The organism is Rhodococcus sp. C1 (genome assembly GCF_020809065.1).
In the GTDB taxonomy this organism is placed as follows: Bacteria; Actinomycetota; Actinomycetes; order Mycobacteriales; family Mycobacteriaceae; genus Rhodococcus_F; species Rhodococcus_F qingshengii.
Genome location: NZ_CP078080.1, coordinates 6,243,370 through 6,265,548, shown reverse-complemented (window position 1 = coordinate 6,265,548; position 22,179 = coordinate 6,243,370). Strand labels below are relative to the sequence as shown.

Here is a 22,179-nt window from a genome sequence, read left to right as displayed (position 1 = left end):
CTCCTCCGCCTAGAGAGGAAGTCCGGGCGCATCGACCCCGATGATTCTCGATCCCCGGAAGAAGTCGAGAAGCTCTGCGTCGCCGTGTGCGCCGATACCGCTTCCGCCCCAGAAACTCTGGGTCGAGTGGTCGTCTAGGTCCAGGAGGCTGGTGCTGTTGATCTTGTTCTCACCGCAATCGATTCGGGTCGCAAGTTCACGAGCGGCGTCGACGTCGGCGCCGAACACGTATCCGGCCAGGCCGGTATCGAGAGCGTTGGCCTCGAGCAGAGCTTCCTCGTCGGTTGATGCTCGGTGCACCGTCAGGATCGGCCCGAAGGTCTCCGATTTGGTCTGCTCCGACGAGATTCCGTGCACCACTGTCGGTGGGAAGAACCATCCGGAATCGTCAGGCACGGGGGTGCTCGAGACGGCCGTGCCGCCCACGCCACGGAGGAACTCGACGGTATCCCGCATCCGTTGGAGTTGAGGCTCGTTCGCCTGCGGACCCATCGTGGTGTTGGCGTCATCGGTTCGGCCGAGTGCGATTTCGGCCGTGCGGTCGAGTATTGCGTCGACAAGCCGGTCGTGAAGGTGCGGCGGCACGAAGACGCTTCCCGGACTCTCACACCATTGCCCGTTGAGTTTGGTGAACCCGTCGACGAGTGCGGTGGCAGTCAGATCGATGTCGGCGTCGGCGCGGATGATCACGGGGTTGTTGCTGCCGAGCTCGAGTTGAAGAGCCTTGAAATCGGTAGAAGCTGCAGCGGCGATGGAACTACCGGCTGCTCGGCCGCCGGTGAACGCCAGTGCTCGGATTCGTCGATCGGAGGCCAGTAGATGCCCGACGTCCCCGCCTCCGTGAACGAGTTGAAACAGAGCTTTCGGCGCGTCGACTTCGGCGATGGCACGTGAGATCGCCTCGGCAAGCACGTTGGGACCCGACGGTGCCCAGTTGGAGGGCTTGGCGATGACCGGAGCACCTGCGGCCAAAGCGAATGCGGTCTTCTTGGCGGTGATGAAGCTCGGTGCGTTCCACGGTGCGATCACAGCGGTCGGGCCCCACGCCAGCCGATGTAATTGTGCACCTGACGCCAGCTGCTCGAACCCGGAGGAGTTCTTCAGATGCGTTGCAGCACTGCGTAACAGATCGGGAAGTCCGCCGGCGAAAAGTGTGCTGATCGAAAGCGGAAGGCCGTTGTTCTTGGAGTCCTCACGAGCGATCGCCGCAGTCCGTTCTTCGACAAGTTCAGCCGTTCTCTCGAGTAGGCGCACCCGGTCGGCGACCGATCGACGGGTCCAGACACCCGATCGGTGAAGTTCTGTCGCGGCGGTGATCGCCCTCTCCACCTGTTCGGTGGAGGACGCGAGTTGGGCTTGCAGTTTCTCTCCGGTGTCGGGATCGGTGAGAAATTCGCCGAGGTCGATAGCCGGTGTTTCGACGTTTCCGTCGATCGTGTTGTTCTGGGGCACGAGTGAGCATGAAGTGGTCATGACTGTCCTTCGTGGCGAAATCGTTTGTAGGTCAGATGTTGTCGAGGTAGCGTTCGCGTTCCCAGTCGGTGACCGCGGACATGAAGGAATCCCATTCGTCCTTGGCGACCGCCGCATAGTGCGATACGACCTCGGCGCCGAACGCCGCGAGTGCGAACTCACTGGCCTCGAGCGCACGCGCCGCTTCGTCCAGTGTGCCGGGCAGCGGTTGTTGCTTCACCTTCTCGAGTGTGTCTGTGTCGCTGTACCCGTCGCGTCGTACCGGTGCGCCGGGATCGAGCTTTCGTGTCAGACCGTCGTTCATCGACGCCAGAACGGCGGCGAGTGCGAGATACGGATTTGCGTCCGCCCCTGGCAGTCTCATTTCGAGACGGTTGGCGGACGGTGCACCGGTGATGAGTCGGCAGGTGGTAGTCCTGTTGTCGAAACCCCAGGTCAAGCCGTTCCCCGAGAAATCGTGGCTGGCTCTGGTGCGGCGCATCGAGTTGATGGTCGGCGTGTAGAACAGCATGAGTTCCGGGCAGTGCTCGAGAACTCCGCCGACGGCGTGCAGCAGCTCGGCGCTCGCGGTGTTTTCTGCGCTTTCGTCGTGGAATGGGAAGGTGTCGTCGCTCCGCATAGACGCGTGAATATGACACGACGAGCCCATGCCGTCGGTGCTCGGACGTGCCATGAAGGTAGCAGTGAGCCCTTCTGCCGCAGCGACGTCGTGGACGACCTGCTTGAATAGCACATGGCGGTCGGCCATCTCGAGAGCGGTTCCGTATTCGAGGTTGATCTCCCACTGGCCCAGGCCGTATTCGACCTGAGAGACCTCCACGGGAATCGCGCTCTCCTCCAACGCGGTTCGTACCTTGCGGAAGAAAGGTTCCATCGCGTTGCCGGCGGTGATGGTGTAATCCGAGGGCACCAGGGTGGTGGGTTCGAGATCCCGATAGCCGCTGCGCCGCAATGCGTCGGGGGTACCTCGGTAGAGGTGGAACTCGAGTTCCGTTGCCGCGTAGACAGTGTGGCCGTCAGCTTCGAGCTTGTCGATCTGTTTGCGCAGGATCGTGCGCGGTGCGATCGGGACCATCTCGCCGGTATGTTCGTCGACCGAGTCAGCGATGACGATGGCAGTGGACTCGAGCCACGACGCGCGTCGCAGTGTTCCCAGGTCAGGTTGCAGGCGGAAGTCATGCCAGCCGGTGTGTCCGCCGGCGTAGTCGACAACGAGTTTGTCCATGCGTTGGCTGGCATCCCAGGCATACACACAGGTGCACACATGCAGACCCTCGTCGATGTTCGCGAGGAAAATTCGCGTCGGGACTCGTTTGCCGATCAACCGTCCGTAGAGGTCGATACCGGCGATGAGGACGGTGTCGATGTCGGACTCGGCGAGCTCGGCCGTGGTGAGCCGGCCTTTCATCGGGCAAGCCATCCGCCGTCGACGGGCAGCTGGACTCCACTGATGTAGGAGGCGTCGTCGGAGAGCAGGAAGGAGACTGCAGCACCCATGTCCTCGGGGCGGCCGACGCGCGGCACCAGGAGCCTGGACTTCATGAAGTCGAGAACTTCGCCGGAGGAGACGTCGATGCCAGGCAGGAAGGCGGTGGGGACCGGCCCGGGGGCGATCGCGTTGACTCGTACGTTGTACCGCGAGAGTTCGACGGCCAGAGCCTTCGTCAGCATCTTCACTCCACCCTTCGACGCGTTGTAGTGGACCTGTGCGAAGCCCTGGGAGGACACGACCACGTCCGCTTCCACCGTCGACAAGTTCACCACAGCGCCGCTGTTGCCGTCGCGGAAGTACGGGGTGGCGATCTGCGTGACGATGAACATGCCCTTGAGATTGACGTCGAGGACGAGGTCCCACTCTTCGTCGGTGAGGTTCTCGAGAGAACTCATCGTGATCAGGCCGGCGTTGTTGACGAGGTAGTCGAAGCGCCCCCATTCGGCGACGGTGGCTTCGAAAGCGGCGCTCACGGCGGCGCGGTCGCGCACATCGGCCTCAAGGGCGAGCGCGGGTGTGCCGTACTGCGATTCGATAAGTGCGACGGTCTCCTTTGCACTTTCGATGTGAAGGTCCACGACCGCGACGCGGGCACCGTCGGAGGCGAGGCGCAGCGCGATGCCGCGGCCGATTCCGGAGCCTGCACCGGTGATCAGGGCAACCTTGTTCTCATGCGTACGTGACATTGTTGTCTTCCATTCTGTGATGATCGATCTGGTGAGAAGAATTGGTCCGACGGGAGGTTGCAGCGTCGACGAGCCACGAGAAGAGCGGGTCGATTTCGACGAAGAATTCGGGGTGCCACTGCACGCCCACCACGGGGCGATCGGCGGCCTGGATGGCTTCGGCGACGCCGTCGAGCGCGCGTCCGACGATCCGAAGCCCGCTCCCCGGGGTGTCCACGGCTTGGTGGTGAAGGCTGTTCACGTGAATGCTGTTGCCGTACAGACTGTATGGGATGGAGCCGGATTCAAGGGCGACCTGTTGTGGTCGGTAGGAACGCGGATAGCCGAAGAAGCTGTGCGCCTCACCGGCGTCGGTCGGAAGGTCGGCAACCAGTGTGCCGCCGCGGGCGACGTTGACGACTTGGTGTCCTCGGCACACTCCCAGGATTGGCAGTCCGATTTCCCAGGCTGCATCGACCAGGGCGAACTCGAATTCGTCCCGAGCGGGGTCGATGGGTGACGAGTTGGGGCCGGGGGTGCGGCCGTATCGTCGGGGGTCCACGTCGGAACCACCGCTGAGGACGAGGGCGTCGAGATGCTCGACGATTCGGCGCGGATCACTGTGGATGCTCAGCAGGATCGGTTGACCACCGGCGGCGCGGATCTTCGACGGAAAATCGGTGAAGAACATTTCCATCAACGCGTCGCCGACGACGTTGGGTAGTGACGGCCCGCCGCGGTCGACGCGGCCGGTGACTCCGATCAGGGGCATGGCGGGGAGTGCCTCCGCCGTCATCGTGAATTGGGTCATAGGAGCGAGCATAGAACCATTGAATGGCTTTTCGCTAGAGTTTGGCTTGTAAAGTTGGGGTAACGGGTTCGAAGTGCCGCGCGCTGCTGTATCTATTCAAGGACAGTTGCGAATGGGAGCGTTCGATTTCGTAGGTCAAGACGAAGCGTAAGTGTCGGTCCAGGCACCGAGTAGGGGGTACGAGACGTGCAGATCGACAAGCTGCCGGCCATCGAATTCATGGTCAGTGCACCGACGTTGGGGGAGGATATCGCTCGACGCTTGCGACTGCTCATTCACAGCGGCGCGCTCAGCCCCGGTGATCGCCTGCCGTCCGAGCGTGAACTGTCTCAGCAACTCGAAGTCGGTCGAGTCAGTGTGCGAGAAGCGGTCCGAATCCTTCAGGCGATGGGATACATCGAGGTGCGGCGAGGAGCCACGGGTGGATCGTTCGTTTCGGAGTTGACCAGGCCTTATGAAGACTGGGTTGGCCAGTTGAAAGCGCGAGAAGCAGACATCGACGAGATCGTCGACCTCCGTATCGGGTTGGAAATGCGCACGGCAAGCCTCGCGGCGGTCCGGCGAACCGATCGTCATCTTCTCGAGTTGCTCGAATCCATTGAGCAATTGGGGGTTTCCGGAAGTCGGGGATCGTTCCGGGCTTGTGACGCCAGGTTCCACGGCGGTATCGCCAGAGCGGCGGGAAACAGCAGGTTGGAGGCCGCTGTGGTCGAGGCTCGCGGCGAAATGTTCGTCCCCGTCGATCATCTCGTGTTCGAAGACCAGGTCGAGGCTTCGAGGGTGGAGCACAAGGAAATCTTCGAGGCGATCAAGCGGGGCGACAGCGCTCGCGCGGCGGAGGCAATGGAACGTCACATTCTGCACGCAAAAGACGAGCTCAAACGCTTGGCGCTGCAGGAAGAAGGCTGACGGGAGCGCGACGAACGGACGGTTCGTCCCGTTTTTCGCAAGTAAAAGTTTTGTGAATTGGGTCCCGAATCGACTTCAATGGTTCTAACATCGCCCGTATGACCCATACTTCCGTCAATGCTTCACGTGATGCATCCGGCGATGACCGAACTCTTCGAGGCTCGCTGGGTACCGGCTCGATAGTCCTCATGGTCGTTGCCGCAGCTGCTCCCCTGACTGTGATTAGTGGTCTTGTGCCGCTGGGTATTTCCGGTGGCAACGGTGCGGGCTTCCCCATGACCTTCGCCGTGACAACCGGTGTACTTCTGCTCTTCGCCGTCGGGTTCACCGCGATGTCGCGTTACATCCCGGGAACCGGAGCGTTCTATCTCTACATCGGACATGGTCTCGGCCGTGGTGCCGGCGTCGGCAGTGCGATGTTGGCCCTCGTCAGTTACAGCACGGTGCAATTGGCCGTATACGGCTACCTCGGCCCGGCAATGAGTTCGTTGATCACCTCCTACGGTGGTCCGGAGGTGCCGTGGTGGATCTTCTCGCTCGCCTCGTTGGCTCTGGTAGCCGTCCTCGGATTTCGTCATATCGAATTGTCGGGCAAGGTGCTCGGCATCCTGTTGATCGCAGAGGTCGGGATCGTAGTCGTACTCGACGCTTTCATCATCGCCGACGGTGGTCCGGAAGGCCCGTCGACAGCAATGTTCTCTCCGTCGGAAATATTCTCCGGATCCCCCGGCGTCGCATTGGTATTCGCACTTGCCGGTTACATCGGGTTCGAGTCGACGGCGATCTTCCGTGACGAAGCGAAGGATCCCGCGCGGACTATCCCGCGAGCGACATACGCCGCCTTGATCCTCATCGGCGGCTTCTACGCTCTCTCCAGTTGGGCGGTTGTGACAGCCTGGGGCGACAAGGGTGCAGTGGACATTGCGGGTACTGACCCCGACGGCATGCTGATCACCACTGCCACCGACTTTGCCGGAACGGTGACAGCCCACCTGATTCAAATTCTGTTGGTGTCCAGTCTCTTTGCCGCAGTTCTGTCTCTCCACAATGTCTTGGCCAGATACATCTTCGTTCTGTCGAACACCGGCGTTCTGCCGGGCGCAGGTGGGCGGACGCACCGCGTGCATGGTTCGCCGCACATCGCGTCAGTGGTGCAATCCTGCTGTGCTCTGGTACTTCTCGGAGCTTGCATCGTTATCGGTCTGGATCCGGTGACACAGATCTTCGCGTGGTTCGCCGGCGTTGCAACGGTGGGGATCGTGGCCCTCATGTTGCTCACGTGCCTGGCGGTGCTCGTCTTCTTTCATCGTACGAAGGTCGATCAGCGATTCTGGCACACCAAACTTGCCCCGAGCTTGGGTCTTGTCGGGCTGATCGGATTCGCGATCGCCATTGCCGGAAACCTTCCGCTCCTACTGGGCGGCAACATTCTGGCCGTGGTGATGACCGGGGTGCTGGTGCTCGCGTTTGTCGGTGGATTCCTCTATGCGCGACGACGGAAGCAAGTGAGCTTCGAACTCCCGTCGTGAGAGGGCTTTCGGTGAAATGATGGGTGCACCCGCACTCGAGAAAGCAGGACTCCCATGACGTTCGCGGATCTGGACGGCGATGAACTGTGGAGTTATCTGCAGGAGCGTTCAGGATTGCCCGGCCCGCGCGCGAACCTTGGGCTCATGCTCGAGTTCGCGCGCGGCGCCGATGACGACGACATCCTGCTGGCGGCGGAGTCCGAGGACGAATACATCCGCTGCTGTGGGATCGTCGGGCTCGGATTCATCCTTGTTCGTTCACGCGACAAGGCTGTTCTGAACAGTCTCACGGAGGCGACCACCAGTGCGTCGTGGCGTGCACGTGAAGCTGCCGCGATGGCCGTTCAAGCGATAGGCGACACGGATCCGGAATTGTTCCGGGCGATCATCGAGCAGTGGGCGCGCTCCACCCATCCATTGACGCTGCGCGCAGCGGCTGCGGGGATCTGCGAGCCACGGTTGCTGAAGGACAAGACCAACGCTGCGCTGGCCGTTCAGGTGTGCCGAGACGCTACCGAGTGGATCGTCTCGCAACCGGATGACGCCCGTCGTGACGCCGATACACGGACTCTCCGGCAGGCGCTTGGATACTGCTGGAGTGTCGCGGTTGCGGCGGATCCGGAGAATGCACTGCCGGCATTCCTCTCCCTGGAGGCGTCGGACGACACCGATGTTGTTTGGATCGTGCGGGAGAACCGGAAGAAGGCTCGCTTGCGCAGGGTGCTCGAAACCTGACCCGCGGACGGGAGACGTGGGTTATCCTCAGAATTAGAACCTGTTCTAACTACGAGGGGTAGACCATGGCACCGTCCGCAGAGGTAATCCGCAAGACCGTCGACGCCTACATCGAGACCGTTGCGACGGGCACTGCTGCCCAGGTTGTGGCCCTGTACGCAGAGGGTGCAACGGTCGAAGACCCGGTTGGTACCGACGTGCGCACCACCCGCGAGTCCATTCTCGAGTTCTACTCCGTGATCGAGAATTTCGACCAGGAAGCTCACCTTCAGACCCTCCGCATCGCCGGAAACGAAGCGGCATTCCACTTCTCGCTGATCACCAAGCTCGGCGAGCAGACCCTGACCATCGCACCCATCGACGTCATGACCTTCGACGACGACGGAAAGATCCTGTCGATGCGCGCATTCTGGAACCAGGAAGACATGATCACCGCCTGACATGACGGTCAAGACGATCGACGTCGACGGATTCTGTTGGCAGATCGACGATTCCGGTTCCGGGACAGCTGTGGTCATGTGCCACGGCTTTCCCGGCCTCGGATACAGCTATCGCCATCAGTCGGCAGCGTTGGCGGAAGCGGGTTTTCGGTCGATTGCACTCGACATGCCCGGTTACGGCGGCACTACCCGCCCCGACGCGATCGAGGACTACACCAACGACGCCGTCGCGAACCGGCTGATCGACCTACTCGACGCTCTCGGAATCGACAAAGCGGTGTTCGTCGGACACGATTTCGGCGCTCCGGCCGCGTGGACGACAGCGCTTCGTCACCCCGATCGCGTTGCGGGACTGGTCTCCTTGGCGGTTCCCTATGCGCCGGACAGATTCCCGGCCAAGCCCTCGGCCATCTACGCCGCCTTGGCGCGCAAGCACTTTCTGCACATTCACTATTTTCAGGAACCGGGTGTCGCGGAGCGCGAACTCGACGCCCGTCCACGTGAATTCCTTCAGCGGCTCTTCCACGCCTTGTCCGGGGCTTACCGGTACCTCGATGTGTGGAAGAACCCCTCCGAAGGAAACGGCTATCTCGACGTACTTCCCGAGGCGCCGGCGTTGCCGTGGTCGTGGCTCACCGAGGATGATTTGGATGTCTATGTAAAGGCCTTTACTGCAACAGGTTTCACCGGTGGCTTGAACTGGTACCGAGCGTATGACGCCAATTGGGAACGCAGCGCGGATCTGGACGGCGCGCACGTCGAGGTCCCGACGCTCTTCGTTGCGGGCGCGGAAGACCCGGTCATCGCGATGAGCGGTCCCAAGGCACTGGACCGAATGAAGGACACTGTCCCCGACCTGCGGGGTGTACATCTCCTCGGCGGTGCGGGGCACTTCGTACAACAAGAACACGCTGCCGAGGTCGATGAACTTTTGATCTCTTTCCTTCGGTCGCTCTAGGCGAAATCGGGCCGAAGGTCTAGCGTTGCGCAGATGCGCACCAGGATCTTCGATCGCGGTATTCGGGTAGGTATCACCGGTGCTCTTGTTGCCGGTTCGCTTCTGGCTCTGGGCGTGTCCAGTGCCGCCGCCGCTCCGCCTTGCCCTGGATCGTCACCCGCCATACTCAGCGCCCAGATTCCGGGTGCTGCCCTCGAGGGTGTCACGGTGGACGGGCAAGGGCGCCTGTATACGACCGACCTGGTGAGTGGGCGGATCTTCCGCGTCGACGGGCCTGGTCAGGCCGCAGTTCCGATCGCGACGGTTCCCGGCGGTGCGGGCGCACTCGCGTGGAGCCCGGACGGTTCACTGCTGGTGGGTACCGGAGCAAACGCCGGCGTGCTGATCGGCGATCTGACGCGTGCTGCGTCGGTCGCGCGGGTGGACGTGAACTCGGGTGCCGTGACGCCGATAGCCGGTGGTCTGAGCGCTGCAAACGGCCTTGCCGTCGCGCACGACGGGACGATCTACGCCACCAACGATTTCGGTTCGCTGATCGGAAAGGTCAGCCCGAATGGTTCCGTCGACCCGGCGTGGGCAACCTTCCCGAGTGCAAACGGCGCTGCCCTGAGCGCCGATAATCGCTGGCTCTACGTTTCGCGCACGTTCGCAAACCCGGGTGTCAGCCGCATCTCCGTGGACAATCCGGGATATTCGGAGTCGTTGGTCGATCTCGGTGGTTTCGAAACCTTCTCTGCCCCAGATGGTTTGACCTTGGACTCGCGAGATCGCGCAATTGTTCCCACGGACATCAGTGGTGAGGTGTGGCGGATCGACGGACCCGGCCAGTACTGCTCGCTCACCAGCGGACTGCAAGCGTCGAGTGTGTTGACCTACGGGCGTGGCAATTCCGGTTTCGCGGCCGGGCATCTCTACCGCGCCGGGTTCGACGGAAAGATCTTCGAGATTCCGGCCGGCTTCGACGCGGGCGCCCAGGCCGCAACACCCTGACGCGACACCCTGACGCGACTTACCCACTACTGATGCCGGGACTGCCGGAATCGTCCATACTGGTCTGCATGGCGGAAACGAGTGAGATCGACGAGGCCGAAGTGGCCCTTCCCGCGATACCGCAGCCGTTGCTGACCCCGCTCACGGAAGCTGCGATCTTCCTGGTTTTCACCATCGACGAGGGTGGTGAGCAGGCAGTTCACGACGTTCTGGCGGATATTTCCGGGCTGCAACGCTCGATCGGATTCCGGGTTCCCGCCGGTGGCTTGGCTGCCGTCGTCGGCATCGGTTCGGATGCGTGGGATCGACTTTTCGACGGTCCACGGCCGGCGGAATTGCATCCGTTCGTCGAGTTGACCGGTGACAAACACCACGCCCCGCGCACGCCGGGCGATCTGTTGTTTCACATCCGGGCCCGTCAGATGGACCTGTGCTTCGAGTTCGCCACGGTCGTGACCAACAGGTTGGCCGGGGCCGCGTCGGTGATCGACGAGGTCCACGGGTTCAAGTATTTCGAGCAACGCGACCTCATGGGTTTTGTCGACGGTACCGAGAACCCGTCCGGGCAGGCCGCTTACGTCGCGGTCACCGTCGGTGACGAGGATCCGGATTTCGCAGGCAGCAGTTACGTCATCGTCCAGAAGTACCTCCACGACATGTCGGAGTGGAACTCCCTGCCCGTCGAGGAGCAGGAGAACGTCATCGGACGCTCCAAGCTCGAAGATCTCGAGATGGACGACGACACCAAGCCGGCCAACTCCCACACCGCACTCACCGTCATCGAAGACGAATCCGGTGAGCAGATCCAGATTCTGCGCGACAACATGCCGTTCGGCCACGTCGGCTCCGCTGAGATGGGTACCTATTTCATCGGTTACTCGGCGTCGCCGACGGTCACCGAGCAGATGCTCACCAACATGTTCATCGGGAATCCCGTCGGCAATTACGACCGCATTCTCGATTTCTCCACCGCCGTCACCGGAATCAATTTCTTCGTTCCGACGGCGGACTTTCTCGACGATCCCCCGGACTTGCCGACCAGGCTCGTTCCCGAAGCGACGTTCACAGCGCCCATCTCTGACGGTTCTCTCGGAATCGGCAGCCTCAAAAGGAGTGCCCAGCAATGACAAACCTGCACCGCGACCTAGCACCCATTTCGGCAGCAGCCTGGGCCGAGATCGAAGAAGAGGCGAGCCGTACCTTCAAGCGTCACGTCGCCGGTCGTCGTGTCGTGGATGTGGAGGGACCGTCGGGTGACGATCTCGCGGCCATCCCACTCGGGCATCAGGTGCCGATCAATCCCTTGGCCGACGGCGTCATCGCACATGCTCGTCAGTCCCAGCCGATCATCGAACTGCGGGTCCCGTTCACCGTCAGCCGTCAGGCCATCGACGACGTCGAACGCGGCGCCAAGGACTCCGACTGGCAGCCCGTCAAGGACGCGGCCAAGCAGATCGCGTTCGCCGAGGACCGCGCCATCTTCGAGGGATACCCCGCAGCCAGCATCACCGGCGTGCGGGCCAGCGGTTCCAACCCGGAACTGAAGCTCCCCATCGACGCCAAGGACTACCCGGAAGCCATCAGCCAGGCGATCACGTCGCTGCGCTTGGCCGGTGTCAACGGACCGTACTCACTGCTCCTGAATGCAGATGCGTTCACCGCGATCAACGAGACCTCCGATCACGGCTACCCCATCCGCGAGCACCTGCGACGCGTACTCGACGGCGAGATCATCTGGGCCCCGGCCATCGACGGCGCTTTCCTGCTGTCGACGCGTGGCGGTGACTACGAATTGCACCTCGGCCAGGACCTGTCCATCGGCTATCTCTCGCACGATGCGAACTCCGTCGAGCTGTACTTCCAGGAATCGATGACGTTCCTCATGTACACCAGCGAAGCTGTTGTCTCACTTGCGTGAGAGCTTTCGAAACCTCTGATACCAGGGCGGGCGAGGCAGTTCGCCGATGTCCTGGAGATGGGCGACAAAGGCCTGGGCATCCGAACGCGAAGACGTCTTCGGCCGTCCGTCCGCCCACGCTGTGAACAACTGAAGATAACGATCGCCGAGAGTGTGGCGCACGACCGGAAGGTGTTGCGCCACTTCTCCTGCGCGCTTTCGGAGCAGTGCCGCCGAGACAACGGCGGCATCGTCTTTGTCGAAGCCTTCGGGTAGTTCGCCACCCGCCACCAGTGCGCGAATAAGCGCCTCTTGACGCTCACCGAGCGGGCTCATGTGCGTGACCAATCGGTGCCCGCGGTGATGCGATCGAGCCCTGCTGCGTCGGCGATGGCATCGAGCTCGTCGAGCAATTCCAGTGCCGGCGGATAGTTTCCGTCGCGCTCGAGCATGATCGCGGGATGGTGACCGGCGGCGGTGAACTGCGCAAGGAGTTCCAGCACGGCTTCGGGTACCGGATCGGTGTGCGTGTCGTGGTATTTGCCGTCGCTGATGCTGCCACCGGCGATGTGGCAGTATGCGATTCGCTCGAGTGGTAGCCGGCTCAGCTCGGCCCAGGGATCACGCCCTCGGTTGAGGGCATTGGCATAGACGTTCGCGATGTCGAGAACCAGCAGGGCTCCGGTGCGCTCGACGATCTCCGCGAGAAACTCCCCTTCGGTCAACTCGTCGTTCGGCCAGTCGAACAGGGCGGCAACGTTTTCGACGGCGAACGGCACCGGTAGACCGTCCTGAGTCCGGGTGATGTTGCGTACCAGGGCGTCGACGGCTTCGTAGGTGCGCGGAAGTGGGAGCAGGTGGCCGGCCTCGATGCCGCCTGCACGCACGAATGCGATGTGCTCGCTCGCCAAGGGAGCGCCCAGTAGCTGGGATGCACGCGCAAGGTGATCGATCCGTGCCTGATCTACCGCCTCGGCCCCGCCAAGTGAGAGCGAGATTCCGTGCGGGATCACCGGAACTCCCAGCGAGCCGAGGTGCGGCGGTATCTCGTTTCCGACGGATTCGGCAATGACTTCGCAGAATGCCAGGCCGTCGAGTTGCGCGATGATTCCGGAGACCTCGGGGCGCCAACCGATTCCCAGGCCGTGCAGGGTCATTCGAGTCACCTCCCGTGTGCAACTGCTAACGGCGACTATAGACGGGTCAGCCGGGCAACCAGTTGGGTCCCGGACCGTTGCCTTCTTCGAAGATCAGCCACGTTTTGGTCGAGAGAACCCCGTCGAGTCCCTGGAGTTCTTCGAGAACGGTGTGGCGTAGTTCCTGGTTGTCCGGGGCTCGAACCAGCACCAGAACGTCGAAGTCGCCGCCGAGGAGGGAGAAGTGCTCGACAAACGGCAGGGCCTTCAAGGACGCCGCCAGACCTCGCCACGAGTGCTGCCGGATCGAGAGTGCCACGTACGCCGAGGAGCCGAGTCCGGCCTTCTCATGGGCGATCCGCGTCGTGAATCCGGTGATGATTCCGGCGTCCTCGAGCCTTTCGATGCGGACGTAGGCGTGAGCGCGGGATATGTGCGCCTTTTCAGCCAGTGCACGCATGGAGATGCGACTGTCTGCGACCAGTTCGGCGATGATGCGGCGGTCGATCGCATCGAGAGCGTGCGGTTCGGTGGCCATCTGTCCATTCCTGGTTCGGTAGTCGAGTCGGTTGATGGACATATTGCTGCCCGAATCCTCATGATAGGCCGTTTGTCTTGAATCCTCGACGCTTGCTGCCATTACGTCGCCGAAGTGCGAATACTGATGGACACAACGTCTTCTGGAGGTAGAAGTGACACTTGTCGAGCCCTTGGGGGAACTGCGGTATCAGAAGTTCCTGCCGGCCGATTCTGCGGTGCAGTACCTCGACCCTGCCGGAGAACTGACGCGCAGCGAGGCCCGCTACGCAAAACCGAGCGACGATCGCCTGATCGCGATGTATCGAAAGATGTTCCTGGGCAAGCGTTTCGACCAGCAGGCTACGGCGCTGACCAAACAGGGGCGCCTGGCCGTGTATCCGTCCTCGCGAGGGCAGGAGGCATGTCAGATCGCGGCAGCGATGAGTCTGGAGCCGAGTGACTGGCTCTTCCCCACCTACCGGGATTCGATGGCGTTGGCCGCCAGGGGTGTCGATCCGGTGCAGATTCTGAGCATGCTCGCCGGCGACTGGCACTGCGGATACGACCCGGTCGCACTGCGCAGTGCGCCGCAGTGCACCCCGCTGGCAACGCAATTGCTGCATGCAGCCGGAGTGGCATACGGGGAGTCTCGACGGGGCTTGAACACCGTCGCCTTGGCGCTCTGTGGTGACGGCGCCACCAGTGAGGGCGATTTCCACGAGGCGCTGAACTTCGCCGCCGTCTTCAAAGCGCCGGTGATCTTTCTGGTGCAGAACAACGGATTTGCGATCAGCGTGCCACTGTCGCGCCAAAGCGCAGCACCGACGTTGGCGCACAAGGGCGTCGGCTACGGGATCGGCAGCGAGCAGGTAGACGGCAACGATCCCGTCGCGATGATGGCCGTCATGGACGAGGCAGCGCGCTTCGTTCGCAGCGGAAACGGACCGGTGATCGTCGAGGCACACACTTATCGCATCGACGCACATACCAATGCCGACGACGCCACCCGCTACCGCGACAGCGCCGAGGTGGAAGCCTGGCTCGGGCGAGATCCGTTGCCGCGTCTCGAAAAGTATCTGCGCGCAAACGATCTGATCGACGACGCGTTCGTGGAATCACTGACCGCAGAGGCAGAAGCAGAGGCCGCCACACTACGCGCCGGCATGAACGTCGACCGCCCGCACGATCCGCTCGATCTGTTCCGGTACGTCTTCGCCGAGCAGACACCGCAATTGCGTGAGCAACAAGCCCAACTCGAAACCGAACTTGCTGCCGAAGCCGCTGACACAGGGGGACACTGACCATGCCCATGCTGACGATGGCTCAGGCCCTCAACACCGCGCTACGCGACTCTCTGGCTGCGGACGACAACGTTGTCGTCTTCGGTGAGGACGTCGGCACCCTGGGCGGCGTTTTCCGCGTCACCGACGGCCTCACCCGCGACTTCGGCGACGACCGATGCTTCGACACTCCCCTCGCCGAGTCCGGCATCATCGGATTCGCAATCGGCATGGCCATGGCCGGTTTTCGTCCGGTCGTGGAAATGCAGTTCGACGCGTTTGCCTATCCGGCGTTCGAGCAGATCGCCTCCCATGTGGCGAAGATCCGCAACCGCACCAAGGGCGCGCTGTCGATTCCGATAGTCATTCGTGTTCCTTTTGCCGGCGGTATCGGCGGGGTGGAGCATCACTGTGATTCCAGTGAGGGCTACTACGCGCACACACCCGGACTGAAGGTTGTGGCGCCGTCCACGGTGGAAGATGCGTACTCGCTGCTACGTTCGGCGATCGAGGACCCCGATCCCGTGATCTTCCTCGAGCCCAAGAAGCTGTACTTCGCGCGAGCAGATGTCGAACTGACCGCACGCGAGCCGATCGGTCGCGCCGTCGTCCGTCGCCCCGGTCGTGACGCGACGCTCATCGCCTACGGTCCGTCCGTGGACGTTGCACTGAGGTCCGCCGAGGCCGCTGCAGCCGAGGGCCGGGACATCGAGGTGATCGACATCCGCTCGATAGTGCCGTTCGACGACGAGACGGTCACCGCATCGGTGCGAAAGACCGGACGCTGCATCGTCATCCAGGAAGCGCAGGGTTTTGCCGGTGTGGGTGCAGAAATTGCTGCCCGCGTGCAGGAACGGTGTTTCCACCATCTCCATGCCCCGGTGCTCCGGGTCAGCGGCTTCGACGTCCCCTACCCCGCTCCCAAGCTCGAGCGTCACCACCTGCCCAGCATCGACCGGGTCCTGGACGCCGTCGACCGTCTGCAGTGGAACGACGCCCCGGACACCCGTTGGGCGGTGACGGCATGAGCAATCAGGTTTTCATGCTCCCCGACCTCGGCGAAGGACTGGCGGAGGCCGACATCGCGGAGTGGCACGTCAAGGTAGGCGACGTGGTTACCATCGATCAGATCGTCGTCGAGGTGGAAACTGCGAAAGCTGCTGTGGATGTGCCCATCCCGTTCGGCGGGACCGTGATCGAACTACACGGCAAAGACGGAGACACCCTGAAGGTGGGCACACCGCTGATCACTGTGAGTGGTGGCGAGAGTGTCGACGCGGTCGTTTCGGCCAACCACGAGCGCTACCGCGAAGAGGAACGCGCCGGTTCGGGCAACGTCCTGATCGGCTACGGCACCAGCGAGGATGCACCTCTGCGCCGCCGCAGAGCGGCTCCGTCGGTACGCGTGATCTCACCAATCGTTCGTAAACTGGCCTTTGACAACGATATCGACCTGTCCTTGCTCTCCGGGTCGGGTGCCGGCGGGGTGATAACGCGTGCTGACGTCGAGGCCGGGTCGAACACCGGCCCGGAGACGGAAACGTCGCACGTGAGCGACCAACGCATCCCGATCAAGGGACTACGCAAGGTGGTGGCCGACAAGCTGTCCACCAGCCGCCGTGAGATCCCGGACGCAACAACCTGGGTTGACGTCGACGCCACCGAACTGCTGGCGGCGCGAGCCGAGATCAACAAGTCACTGCCCGATTCCGACAAGATCAGCCTGATGGCGCTCCTGGCTCGGCTGACGATCGCGGCGTTGGCGCAGTACCCCGAACTGAACTCGTCGGTCGATACTGCTCGAGGCGAGATCGTCCGACACGCCCGCACCCACCTGGGGATCGCCGCGCAGACACCGAAGGGATTGATGGTACCGGTCATTCGAAATGCGGACGCCCTGAGCACCGTCGAACTCGCACAAGCACTTCGGGTGACCACCGACCTTGCCCGCGACGGCAAGCTCGAACCCGCCCGCCTGACCGGCGGCACGTTCACACTCAACAACTACGGGGTATTCGGGGTCGACGGATCGACTCCGATCATCAATCACCCCGAGGCGGCAATTTTGGGGATCGGACGCATCATCGACAAGCCGTGGGTGGTGAACGGCGAGTTGACCGTTCGTAAGGTCACTCAGATCTCGTTGAGCTTCGACCACCGCGTCTGTGACGGGGGCGAAGCCGGCGGATTCCTGAGGCTGTTCGGTGACTACATCGAGAACCCGATCCGCGTCCTGGGAAGGCTCTGATGACCAAGGCTCCGATGACAACTGCAGAACCCCACAGCGACGTCGTGATCCTCGGTGGAGGATCGGGCGGCTATGCCTGCGCGATCCGCGCCGCCCAACTCGGGTTGTCGGTCACGCTGATCGAGGCGGACAAGGTCGGCGGAACGTGCCTGCACCGCGGATGCATCCCGACCAAGGCACTGCTGCATTCCGCCGAGGTGGCCGATTCGACACGCACCAGTGAGCAATTCGGTGTCCGGGCATCTTTTGCCGGCATCGACGTCGCGCAGGTGCACGACTACAAGAACGGGACAGTCGAGCGGCTGTACAGCGGTCTGCAAGGCTTGTTGGCGCAACACAAGATCACCATCGTCAACGGATACGGGACGTATGTCGGTGGGCGAAGCATCGACGTCGACGGAACCCGCTACACCGGAACATCACTCGTTCTGGCCACCGGCTCGTATCCGCGGGAACTCCCCGGCATCGAACTCGGCCGACGGATCGTCACCAGCGACCAGGCACTCGAACTCGACCGGGTGCCCACCAGCGCAACGGTACTCGGTGGCGGTGTCATCGGCGTCGAGTTCGCAAGCCTCTGGCGCTCGTTCGGCGCCGAAGTAACGATCGTCGAGGCACTCCCCCGACTGATCGCCGCCGAGGATCCGTGGTCGTCGAAGCAGCTGGAGCGGGCATATCGGAAACGTGGAATCGTCTGTAAGACAGACACAAAGGTCGATTCCGCGAAAGAAGCAGCCGGTTCCGTCCGCATCGAACTAAGCGACGGAACGATACTCGACACCGACCTACTGTTGGTCGCCGTCGGCCGCGGACCTCGCACGGACGGTAACGGTTTCGAAGAACGCGGAATCAGCCTCGACAAGGGATTTGTCGTCACCGACGAACGCCTCCGTACGTCCGTGGACGGTGTGTACGCGGTCGGCGACATCGTGCCCGGTCTTGCGTTGGCGCACCGAGGTTTCCAACAAGGAATCTTTGTGGCTGAACAGATTGCCGGCAAGGATCCGATACCGGTCGCCGAACACCTGATTCCTCGCGTGACGTACTCACATCCCGAAGTTGCATCGGTCGGGCTCGGCGAAGAGGTGGCGCGCACGCAGTACGCCGACGTCTCCACCGTCATCTACGACCTGGCAGGTAACGGCAAGAGTCAGATCCTGCGAACTACCGGCGGAATCAAAGTGATTCGAAGCGGAACGAAAGGCCCTGTTGTCGGAGTTCACCTGGTGGGAGACCGCGTCGGCGAACTGATCGGTGAGGCGCAGTTGGCCGTTGCCTGGGAAGCACTTCCCGATGAAGTGGGGCGTTTCATCCACGCGCACCCCAGTCAGAACGAAGCGTTGGGCGAGGCCATGCTCGCACTCGCGGGAACACCACTGCACGCCCACAACTGACCCGGAGACAGAAAAGGAGATTCAATGAGTATCGACGACGAACTGCGCTGGGACGGTGAACTGACCGTCACACGCCATGATCGGGAGACCGGCACGACTTTCGTGATTCGAATCGACTCCACCCGTCTGGGACCGGCGTCGGGTGGCACGCGGGCCGCTCACTTTCCCTCCATCGGTCACGCATTGGCGGACGCCGGGAAGCTGGCCGGCGCAATGACTTTGAAGATGGCGGTCTCCGATCTGCCGATGGGTGGCGGGAAGTCGGTAATAGCGCTACCTGCACCGCGCAATCAGATCGACGCCGCAACCTGGACCCGTATCCTCGACATCCACGCCGAGAACATCGACAAGCTCGAAGGAAACTACTGGACTGGTCCTGACGTCAACACCAACTCTTCCGACATGGATCAGCTCAGCCGCACCACCAAATACGTCTTCGGGCGTTCGGTTGACAACGGTGGCGCCGGTTCCAGCGCGCACGCCACCGCTCTGGGTGTGTTCGAAGCGATGAAGGCCACGGCGCGTCGCCGAGGACTCGGAACACTCGACGGCCGAACGGTACTGGTACAGGGGCTCGGCGCCGTCGGCGGCGACGTCGTCCGTCTCGCAGCGCAGGCTGGCGCACGTCTGCTGGTTGCCGATACGGACCCGCAGCGCCTCGAGGCGGCTTCTCTCGCGGGGCACACGGTCGTTCCTGCCGGCGAGGTCCTCCGAACACCGTGTGACCTCTTTGCCCCCTGCGCGATGGGAGGCATCATCGATTTCGCTGCGGCTGCGTCGATTCCGACTCTGGCCGTGGCGGGCGCAGCAAACAACATCTTGACCGACGCCGCTGCCGGTGAGGTTCTGCGAGACCGCGGTGTTCTCTGTGCCCCTGATTTCGTCGCGAACGCAGGCGGAGCCTTTCACCTCGTGGGGCGAGAAGTCCTGGGGTGGAACGAAGACGACGTCGTTGAACGAACCCGCGGGATCGGTCGAACCTTGGACGAGGTGTACTCGTTGAGCGAGGAACGTGGCATCACTACCGAGGCTGCAGCGCTTATGCTCGCCCGGGCGCGGCTATCCCCCGCATCCACCGCCGCCGCCACATCCGCCGCCCCCGCTGCAGCTGCTGCCTCCCCCGCCTGAACCGCCACCGTCCGAACCCCCGCTACTTCCGCTGCCGTCGGCACCGATTCCGGCGGCGGAGGCCAAGGCGGGATTGATCATCAGCATCGCCGAACCGGCGAAGAGAGCAGCGGACATTCCCGCCAAACGCGGTCCGTAGGCGGAGAAGGCAGGCTTGTTGCGCGGGGACAGGTAGGCGTGTGCCGTGGTCAGTTCCGAACGTGCCGCCTTGCCAGAGGTGGTTCGATCGAAGTTGAGCCCGAGCAGCGGGATGCTGAACCCGGTGACGAGTACGGCGAGAATCAGAAACTCGACGGGCTTGTCGTTGTGCAGTCCGAAAGCAATGCGGACGATACCCACGGCCACCAGGATCTTCAGCGGAACTGTGGAGAGAAAGATTGAACGCCTGGTGCTGTCGGAGGTCAGGTATCCCCGGTCCGCCAAAGAGTTTCGTAGGCGAGCTGTTTCCACCGTCATACGCTCGGCGAGTTGGCGCCGACGATGGGGTAGAGCCTGCTGGGCCAGGCGCTGGTACACGGTGAGGGTGTACCAGTCCAGGGTCTCGTCGCCAGGGCCCAACGGGCGCAGGACAGCGCCGTCGGTGGTGATCAGGTCAGCGCTACGCAGGATTGCCAATGATGCTGCGATGGCGCGTGACTCGCCGGTGAGCATTCCGACTTCCGGAGGCGTCAGTTGCTCGGCGGAATACCCGTGCTCGGTTGAGTACCCGTGCCGGCGTGCCCGGATCATCAGACGCCACCCCAGAGTGAGAACCATGAGCGTGGCCGCAACGGCTATGTAGCCGTAGAGGAAATCCTCGCTGGGGATCCCCCACGTGTCGGCTGCATGCGTGCTCATCCCCCACACCCCCCGCCGCCGCAACTGCTCCCACTGCCGCCACCGCCGTCCGAGCCGGATGATCCGGATGAGGAGCCACAACTGTAGTAGCTCGAACTTCCGCCACCCGGGCTGTACGCGGCGCCCGCAGCCACGGCTCCCGCCAGCGCCGGATCGATCAGAACCAGAGCGCCCGCACCGAAGAGCGCCGCCGACAGCCCGGCGAGCGACGGACCGTAGCTGGTGTACGCGGGCCGCAGTTTCGGTGAGAGGTACGAGTTTTCGTGCTTGAGGCGTCGAAGCTCGCTGTCTCCCAAAGCTGTCCGACGACGCTTGATGCGAAGAAGTGGAATCATCAGAGCGAGAACGATGATGGTGAGGAGCAGGAACCCGACCGGCTTACCGCCGGCGATTCCGGCGACGAGACGGACTACGCCGAGAGCAATGACCGCCACGATCGGAACGGTCCGAAGGGCAGCGGTCAGACCGTCCTGCTGGCGTTGCAAATATCCCTCGTCGATCAACGTCGTACGTAGTTGTGCGAGTGCGATGTTCAGCCGTCCCATCAGACGCACCTGCCGCAGCGGGACCTTTCCGTTGCCGAGCCGCTTGTGCACCGTACGGGTGAACCAGTCGAGACGATTCTTGTCCTCCGCAGTGAGTGCCAGCTTGGTCTTGCCTTCGGTGCTGATCAGCTCGGCGCTGCGCAGAATAGCCATCGACGCCAGCACCGCTTGGTAGTCACTGGTCAAGGCACCGATCTCGGGAGGAGTGAGCGGCCGACGGACAGCGTCGACGACCACCGGTGACCGGCGCGCAGTCATTCGGCTGTACAGCGAGAGTCCGATCGCGACGGCAGCCGCCACCAGGTACCACTGAAGGAAAGTCTGGCTGGGGATCCCCCATGTATCCGTATGATCATGCATCGCACACCACCTCTCGATGAACTCCTGAGACAAGTCCAGTCTCTTTGTCCGACAACTGATGTCAGTATCGGGCCAGTGCCCGGAAAAGCGATATCCGGATGGCCATCGTCACCATTCCGTTACCGCCGAACTGGGGATTTACCGGCCGGTAGGTCGAAGCACGATCTCGGTAGGGTGTGCGTCGGACGGTGTTTGGACGGCAGTGAGTACGGCACGCGCCACAGTGGAGGCTTTCAGGAAGCGCTCAGGGTCGTACTCGTCGCCCTCACCGGCGACGATGTCGCGTTGCATGTCGGTGTCGATCCGTCCGGGGTGAATGGAGGTGACCCGAAGTGCCGGCTCTTCCAGGCGCAACGCATCTCCGAAAGCGCGCAGGGCGAACTTGCTGGCCGCATACGAGCCCCAACCGGCGTTGGCGCGCAGTCCGGCACCCGAATTGATCAGCACGACGTGACCTCCGGCCGCACGAAGCGCGGGCAGGAGAACCCGCGTGAGTTCGGCGACGGCGATGACGTTTGCCTCGAGGGTGCGTCGCCACTGATCGACCGAGGATTCCTCGATGGTTCCGATGTCGGCCACGCCGGCGTTGTGTACCAGCACGTCGAGCGTCGTGATGGACGAGGCGGCGGCGGCGACGGCGTCGTAGTCCGTGAGGTCGAGGGGTAGAGGCGTCGATCCGGGCAGTTCGGCGCAGATCGGCTCGAGGGCCTGCGCGGATCGTGCACCGAGCAGCAGGTCGTGTGTCGGCGCCAGTTCGCGTGCGATGGCAGCTCCGAGGCCGCGACTGGAACCGGTGATCAAGGCAGTAGGACGCATGGCCCGAGCCTATCGAG

General features: G+C 62.7%; 23 protein-coding genes. 13 read left to right on the top strand and 10 right to left on the bottom strand.

The genetic code is table 11. From position 1 onward, the window contains the following. Positions 1–9 precede the first annotated feature (9 nt). From KTR60_RS28975 to KTR60_RS28960, 4 genes are read right to left on the bottom strand one after another with little or no spacing between them, the layout of a single operon-like run. Entirely contained in the window at positions 10–1,473 is a 1,464-nt protein-coding gene (locus KTR60_RS28975) for an aldehyde dehydrogenase family protein (RefSeq protein WP_187781780.1), read from the bottom strand. Positions 1,474–1,504: 31 nt separating this feature from the next. Then, entirely contained in the window at positions 1,505–2,881 is a 1,377-nt protein-coding gene (locus tag KTR60_RS28970) for a glutamine synthetase family protein (RefSeq protein ID WP_054781549.1), read from the bottom strand. Continuing rightward, positions 2,878–3,651, bottom strand: a complete 774-nt coding sequence (locus KTR60_RS28965) for an SDR family NAD(P)-dependent oxidoreductase (RefSeq protein ID WP_021332597.1) — start codon at positions 3,649–3,651, stop codon at positions 2,878–2,880. Before KTR60_RS28965 ends, KTR60_RS28970 begins: the two co-directional genes overlap by 4 nt. Next, positions 3,635–4,441 carry a gamma-glutamyl-gamma-aminobutyrate hydrolase family protein gene (locus KTR60_RS28960; RefSeq protein WP_225320216.1) on the bottom strand — a complete coding sequence of 269 codons (807 nt, stop codon included), beginning with the start codon at positions 4,439–4,441 and terminating at the stop codon, positions 3,635–3,637. Before KTR60_RS28960 ends, KTR60_RS28965 begins: the two co-directional genes overlap by 17 nt. A gap of 186 nt (positions 4,442–4,627) precedes the next feature. Here KTR60_RS28960 and KTR60_RS28955 point away from each other — a divergent pair, with 186 nt between their 5' ends. The 8 genes from KTR60_RS28955 (at position 4,628) to KTR60_RS28920 (ending at position 11,920) form a co-directional block, all read left to right on the top strand. Continuing rightward, positions 4,628–5,350 carry a FadR/GntR family transcriptional regulator gene (locus KTR60_RS28955; protein WP_021332595.1) on the top strand — a complete coding sequence of 241 codons (723 nt, stop codon included), beginning with the start codon at positions 4,628–4,630 and terminating at the stop codon, positions 5,348–5,350. Positions 5,351–5,448: 98 nt separating this feature from the next. Further along, entirely contained in the window at positions 5,449–6,879 is a 1,431-nt protein-coding gene (locus tag KTR60_RS28950) for an APC family permease (RefSeq protein ID WP_050655905.1), read from the top strand. 54 nt (positions 6,880–6,933) lie between these two features. After that, on the top strand, positions 6,934–7,614 hold the full coding sequence (locus tag KTR60_RS28945; protein ID WP_149357875.1) for a hypothetical protein: 681 nt from the start codon (positions 6,934–6,936) through the stop codon (positions 7,612–7,614). Positions 7,615–7,679: 65 nt separating this feature from the next. Further along, entirely contained in the window at positions 7,680–8,054 is a 375-nt protein-coding gene (locus KTR60_RS28940; protein ID WP_003942502.1) for a nuclear transport factor 2 family protein, read from the top strand. 1 nt (position 8,055) lies between these two features. Beyond that, a complete protein-coding gene (locus KTR60_RS28935) occupies positions 8,056–9,012 on the top strand; it encodes an alpha/beta fold hydrolase (RefSeq protein WP_228401563.1) in 957 nt (318 codons plus the stop codon). Between the two features lie 33 nt (positions 9,013–9,045). After that, positions 9,046–10,002 carry an SMP-30/gluconolactonase/LRE family protein gene (locus tag KTR60_RS28930; RefSeq protein ID WP_228401561.1) on the top strand — a complete coding sequence of 319 codons (957 nt, stop codon included), beginning with the start codon at positions 9,046–9,048 and terminating at the stop codon, positions 10,000–10,002. Between the two features lie 68 nt (positions 10,003–10,070). Then, positions 10,071–11,129 (top strand): Dyp-type peroxidase, encoded by a 1,059-nt coding sequence (locus KTR60_RS28925; protein WP_042447536.1) that lies wholly within the window; start codon positions 10,071–10,073, stop codon positions 11,127–11,129. Beyond that, complete coding sequence (locus KTR60_RS28920; protein ID WP_003942478.1) at positions 11,126–11,920, top strand: family 1 encapsulin nanocompartment shell protein; 795 nt, start codon at positions 11,126–11,128, stop codon at positions 11,918–11,920. Before KTR60_RS28925 ends, KTR60_RS28920 begins: the two co-directional genes overlap by 4 nt. Here the strand turns inward: KTR60_RS28920 and KTR60_RS28915 are convergent. From KTR60_RS28915 to KTR60_RS28905, 3 genes are read right to left on the bottom strand one after another with little or no spacing between them, the layout of a single operon-like run. After that, the gene (locus KTR60_RS28915; protein WP_228401560.1) at positions 11,909–12,235 is read right to left on the bottom strand and encodes a hypothetical protein; all 327 of its coding nucleotides are present in this window, start codon (positions 12,233–12,235) and stop codon (positions 11,909–11,911) included. The genes KTR60_RS28920 and KTR60_RS28915 overlap by 12 nt on opposite strands. Next, the gene (locus KTR60_RS28910; RefSeq protein ID WP_228401558.1) at positions 12,232–13,056 is read right to left on the bottom strand and encodes a DUF692 domain-containing protein; all 825 of its coding nucleotides are present in this window, start codon (positions 13,054–13,056) and stop codon (positions 12,232–12,234) included. Before KTR60_RS28910 ends, KTR60_RS28915 begins: the two co-directional genes overlap by 4 nt. Positions 13,057–13,102: 46 nt before the next feature. Next, positions 13,103–13,573 carry an Lrp/AsnC family transcriptional regulator gene (locus KTR60_RS28905; protein WP_020971454.1) on the bottom strand — a complete coding sequence of 157 codons (471 nt, stop codon included), beginning with the start codon at positions 13,571–13,573 and terminating at the stop codon, positions 13,103–13,105. Between the two features lie 154 nt (positions 13,574–13,727). Between KTR60_RS28905 and pdhA the strand changes: the two genes are divergently transcribed. From pdhA to KTR60_RS28880, 5 genes are read left to right on the top strand one after another with little or no spacing between them, the layout of a single operon-like run. Then, entirely contained in the window at positions 13,728–14,855 is a 1,128-nt protein-coding gene (gene pdhA / locus KTR60_RS28900) for a pyruvate dehydrogenase (acetyl-transferring) E1 component subunit alpha (RefSeq protein WP_228401556.1), read from the top strand. A gap of 2 nt (positions 14,856–14,857) precedes the next feature. Next, entirely contained in the window at positions 14,858–15,862 is a 1,005-nt protein-coding gene (locus tag KTR60_RS28895; protein WP_193594716.1) for an alpha-ketoacid dehydrogenase subunit beta, read from the top strand. Continuing rightward, positions 15,859–17,082 carry a dihydrolipoamide acetyltransferase family protein gene (locus KTR60_RS28890; RefSeq protein ID WP_228401554.1) on the top strand — a complete coding sequence of 408 codons (1,224 nt, stop codon included), beginning with the start codon at positions 15,859–15,861 and terminating at the stop codon, positions 17,080–17,082. Before KTR60_RS28895 ends, KTR60_RS28890 begins: the two co-directional genes overlap by 4 nt. Then, positions 17,082–18,476 carry a dihydrolipoyl dehydrogenase gene (gene lpdA, locus KTR60_RS28885; protein WP_228401549.1) on the top strand — a complete coding sequence of 465 codons (1,395 nt, stop codon included), beginning with the start codon at positions 17,082–17,084 and terminating at the stop codon, positions 18,474–18,476. Before KTR60_RS28890 ends, lpdA begins: the two co-directional genes overlap by 1 nt. 24 nt (positions 18,477–18,500) lie before the next feature. After that, the gene (locus KTR60_RS28880) at positions 18,501–19,604 is read left to right on the top strand and encodes a Glu/Leu/Phe/Val dehydrogenase family protein (RefSeq protein WP_228401547.1); all 1,104 of its coding nucleotides are present in this window, start codon (positions 18,501–18,503) and stop codon (positions 19,602–19,604) included. Here the strand turns inward: KTR60_RS28880 and KTR60_RS28875 are convergent. The 3 genes from KTR60_RS28875 to KTR60_RS28865 all read right to left on the bottom strand — a co-directional run bounded on the left by KTR60_RS28875 (position 19,536) and on the right by KTR60_RS28865 (position 22,162). Further along, on the bottom strand, positions 19,536–20,441 hold the full coding sequence (locus tag KTR60_RS28875; RefSeq protein ID WP_228401545.1) for a TIGR04222 domain-containing membrane protein: 906 nt from the start codon (positions 20,439–20,441) through the stop codon (positions 19,536–19,538). The two genes, KTR60_RS28880 and KTR60_RS28875, sit on opposite strands and share 69 nt — an antisense overlap. Beyond that, positions 20,438–21,346 (bottom strand): TIGR04222 domain-containing membrane protein, encoded by a 909-nt coding sequence (locus tag KTR60_RS28870; protein ID WP_054826027.1) that lies wholly within the window; start codon positions 21,344–21,346, stop codon positions 20,438–20,440. The genes KTR60_RS28875 and KTR60_RS28870 overlap by 4 nt, the downstream gene beginning before the upstream one ends. 138 nt (positions 21,347–21,484) lie before the next feature. Further along, the gene (locus tag KTR60_RS28865) at positions 21,485–22,162 is read right to left on the bottom strand and encodes an SDR family oxidoreductase (RefSeq protein ID WP_003942455.1); all 678 of its coding nucleotides are present in this window, start codon (positions 22,160–22,162) and stop codon (positions 21,485–21,487) included. Positions 22,163–22,179 lie beyond the last annotated feature (17 nt).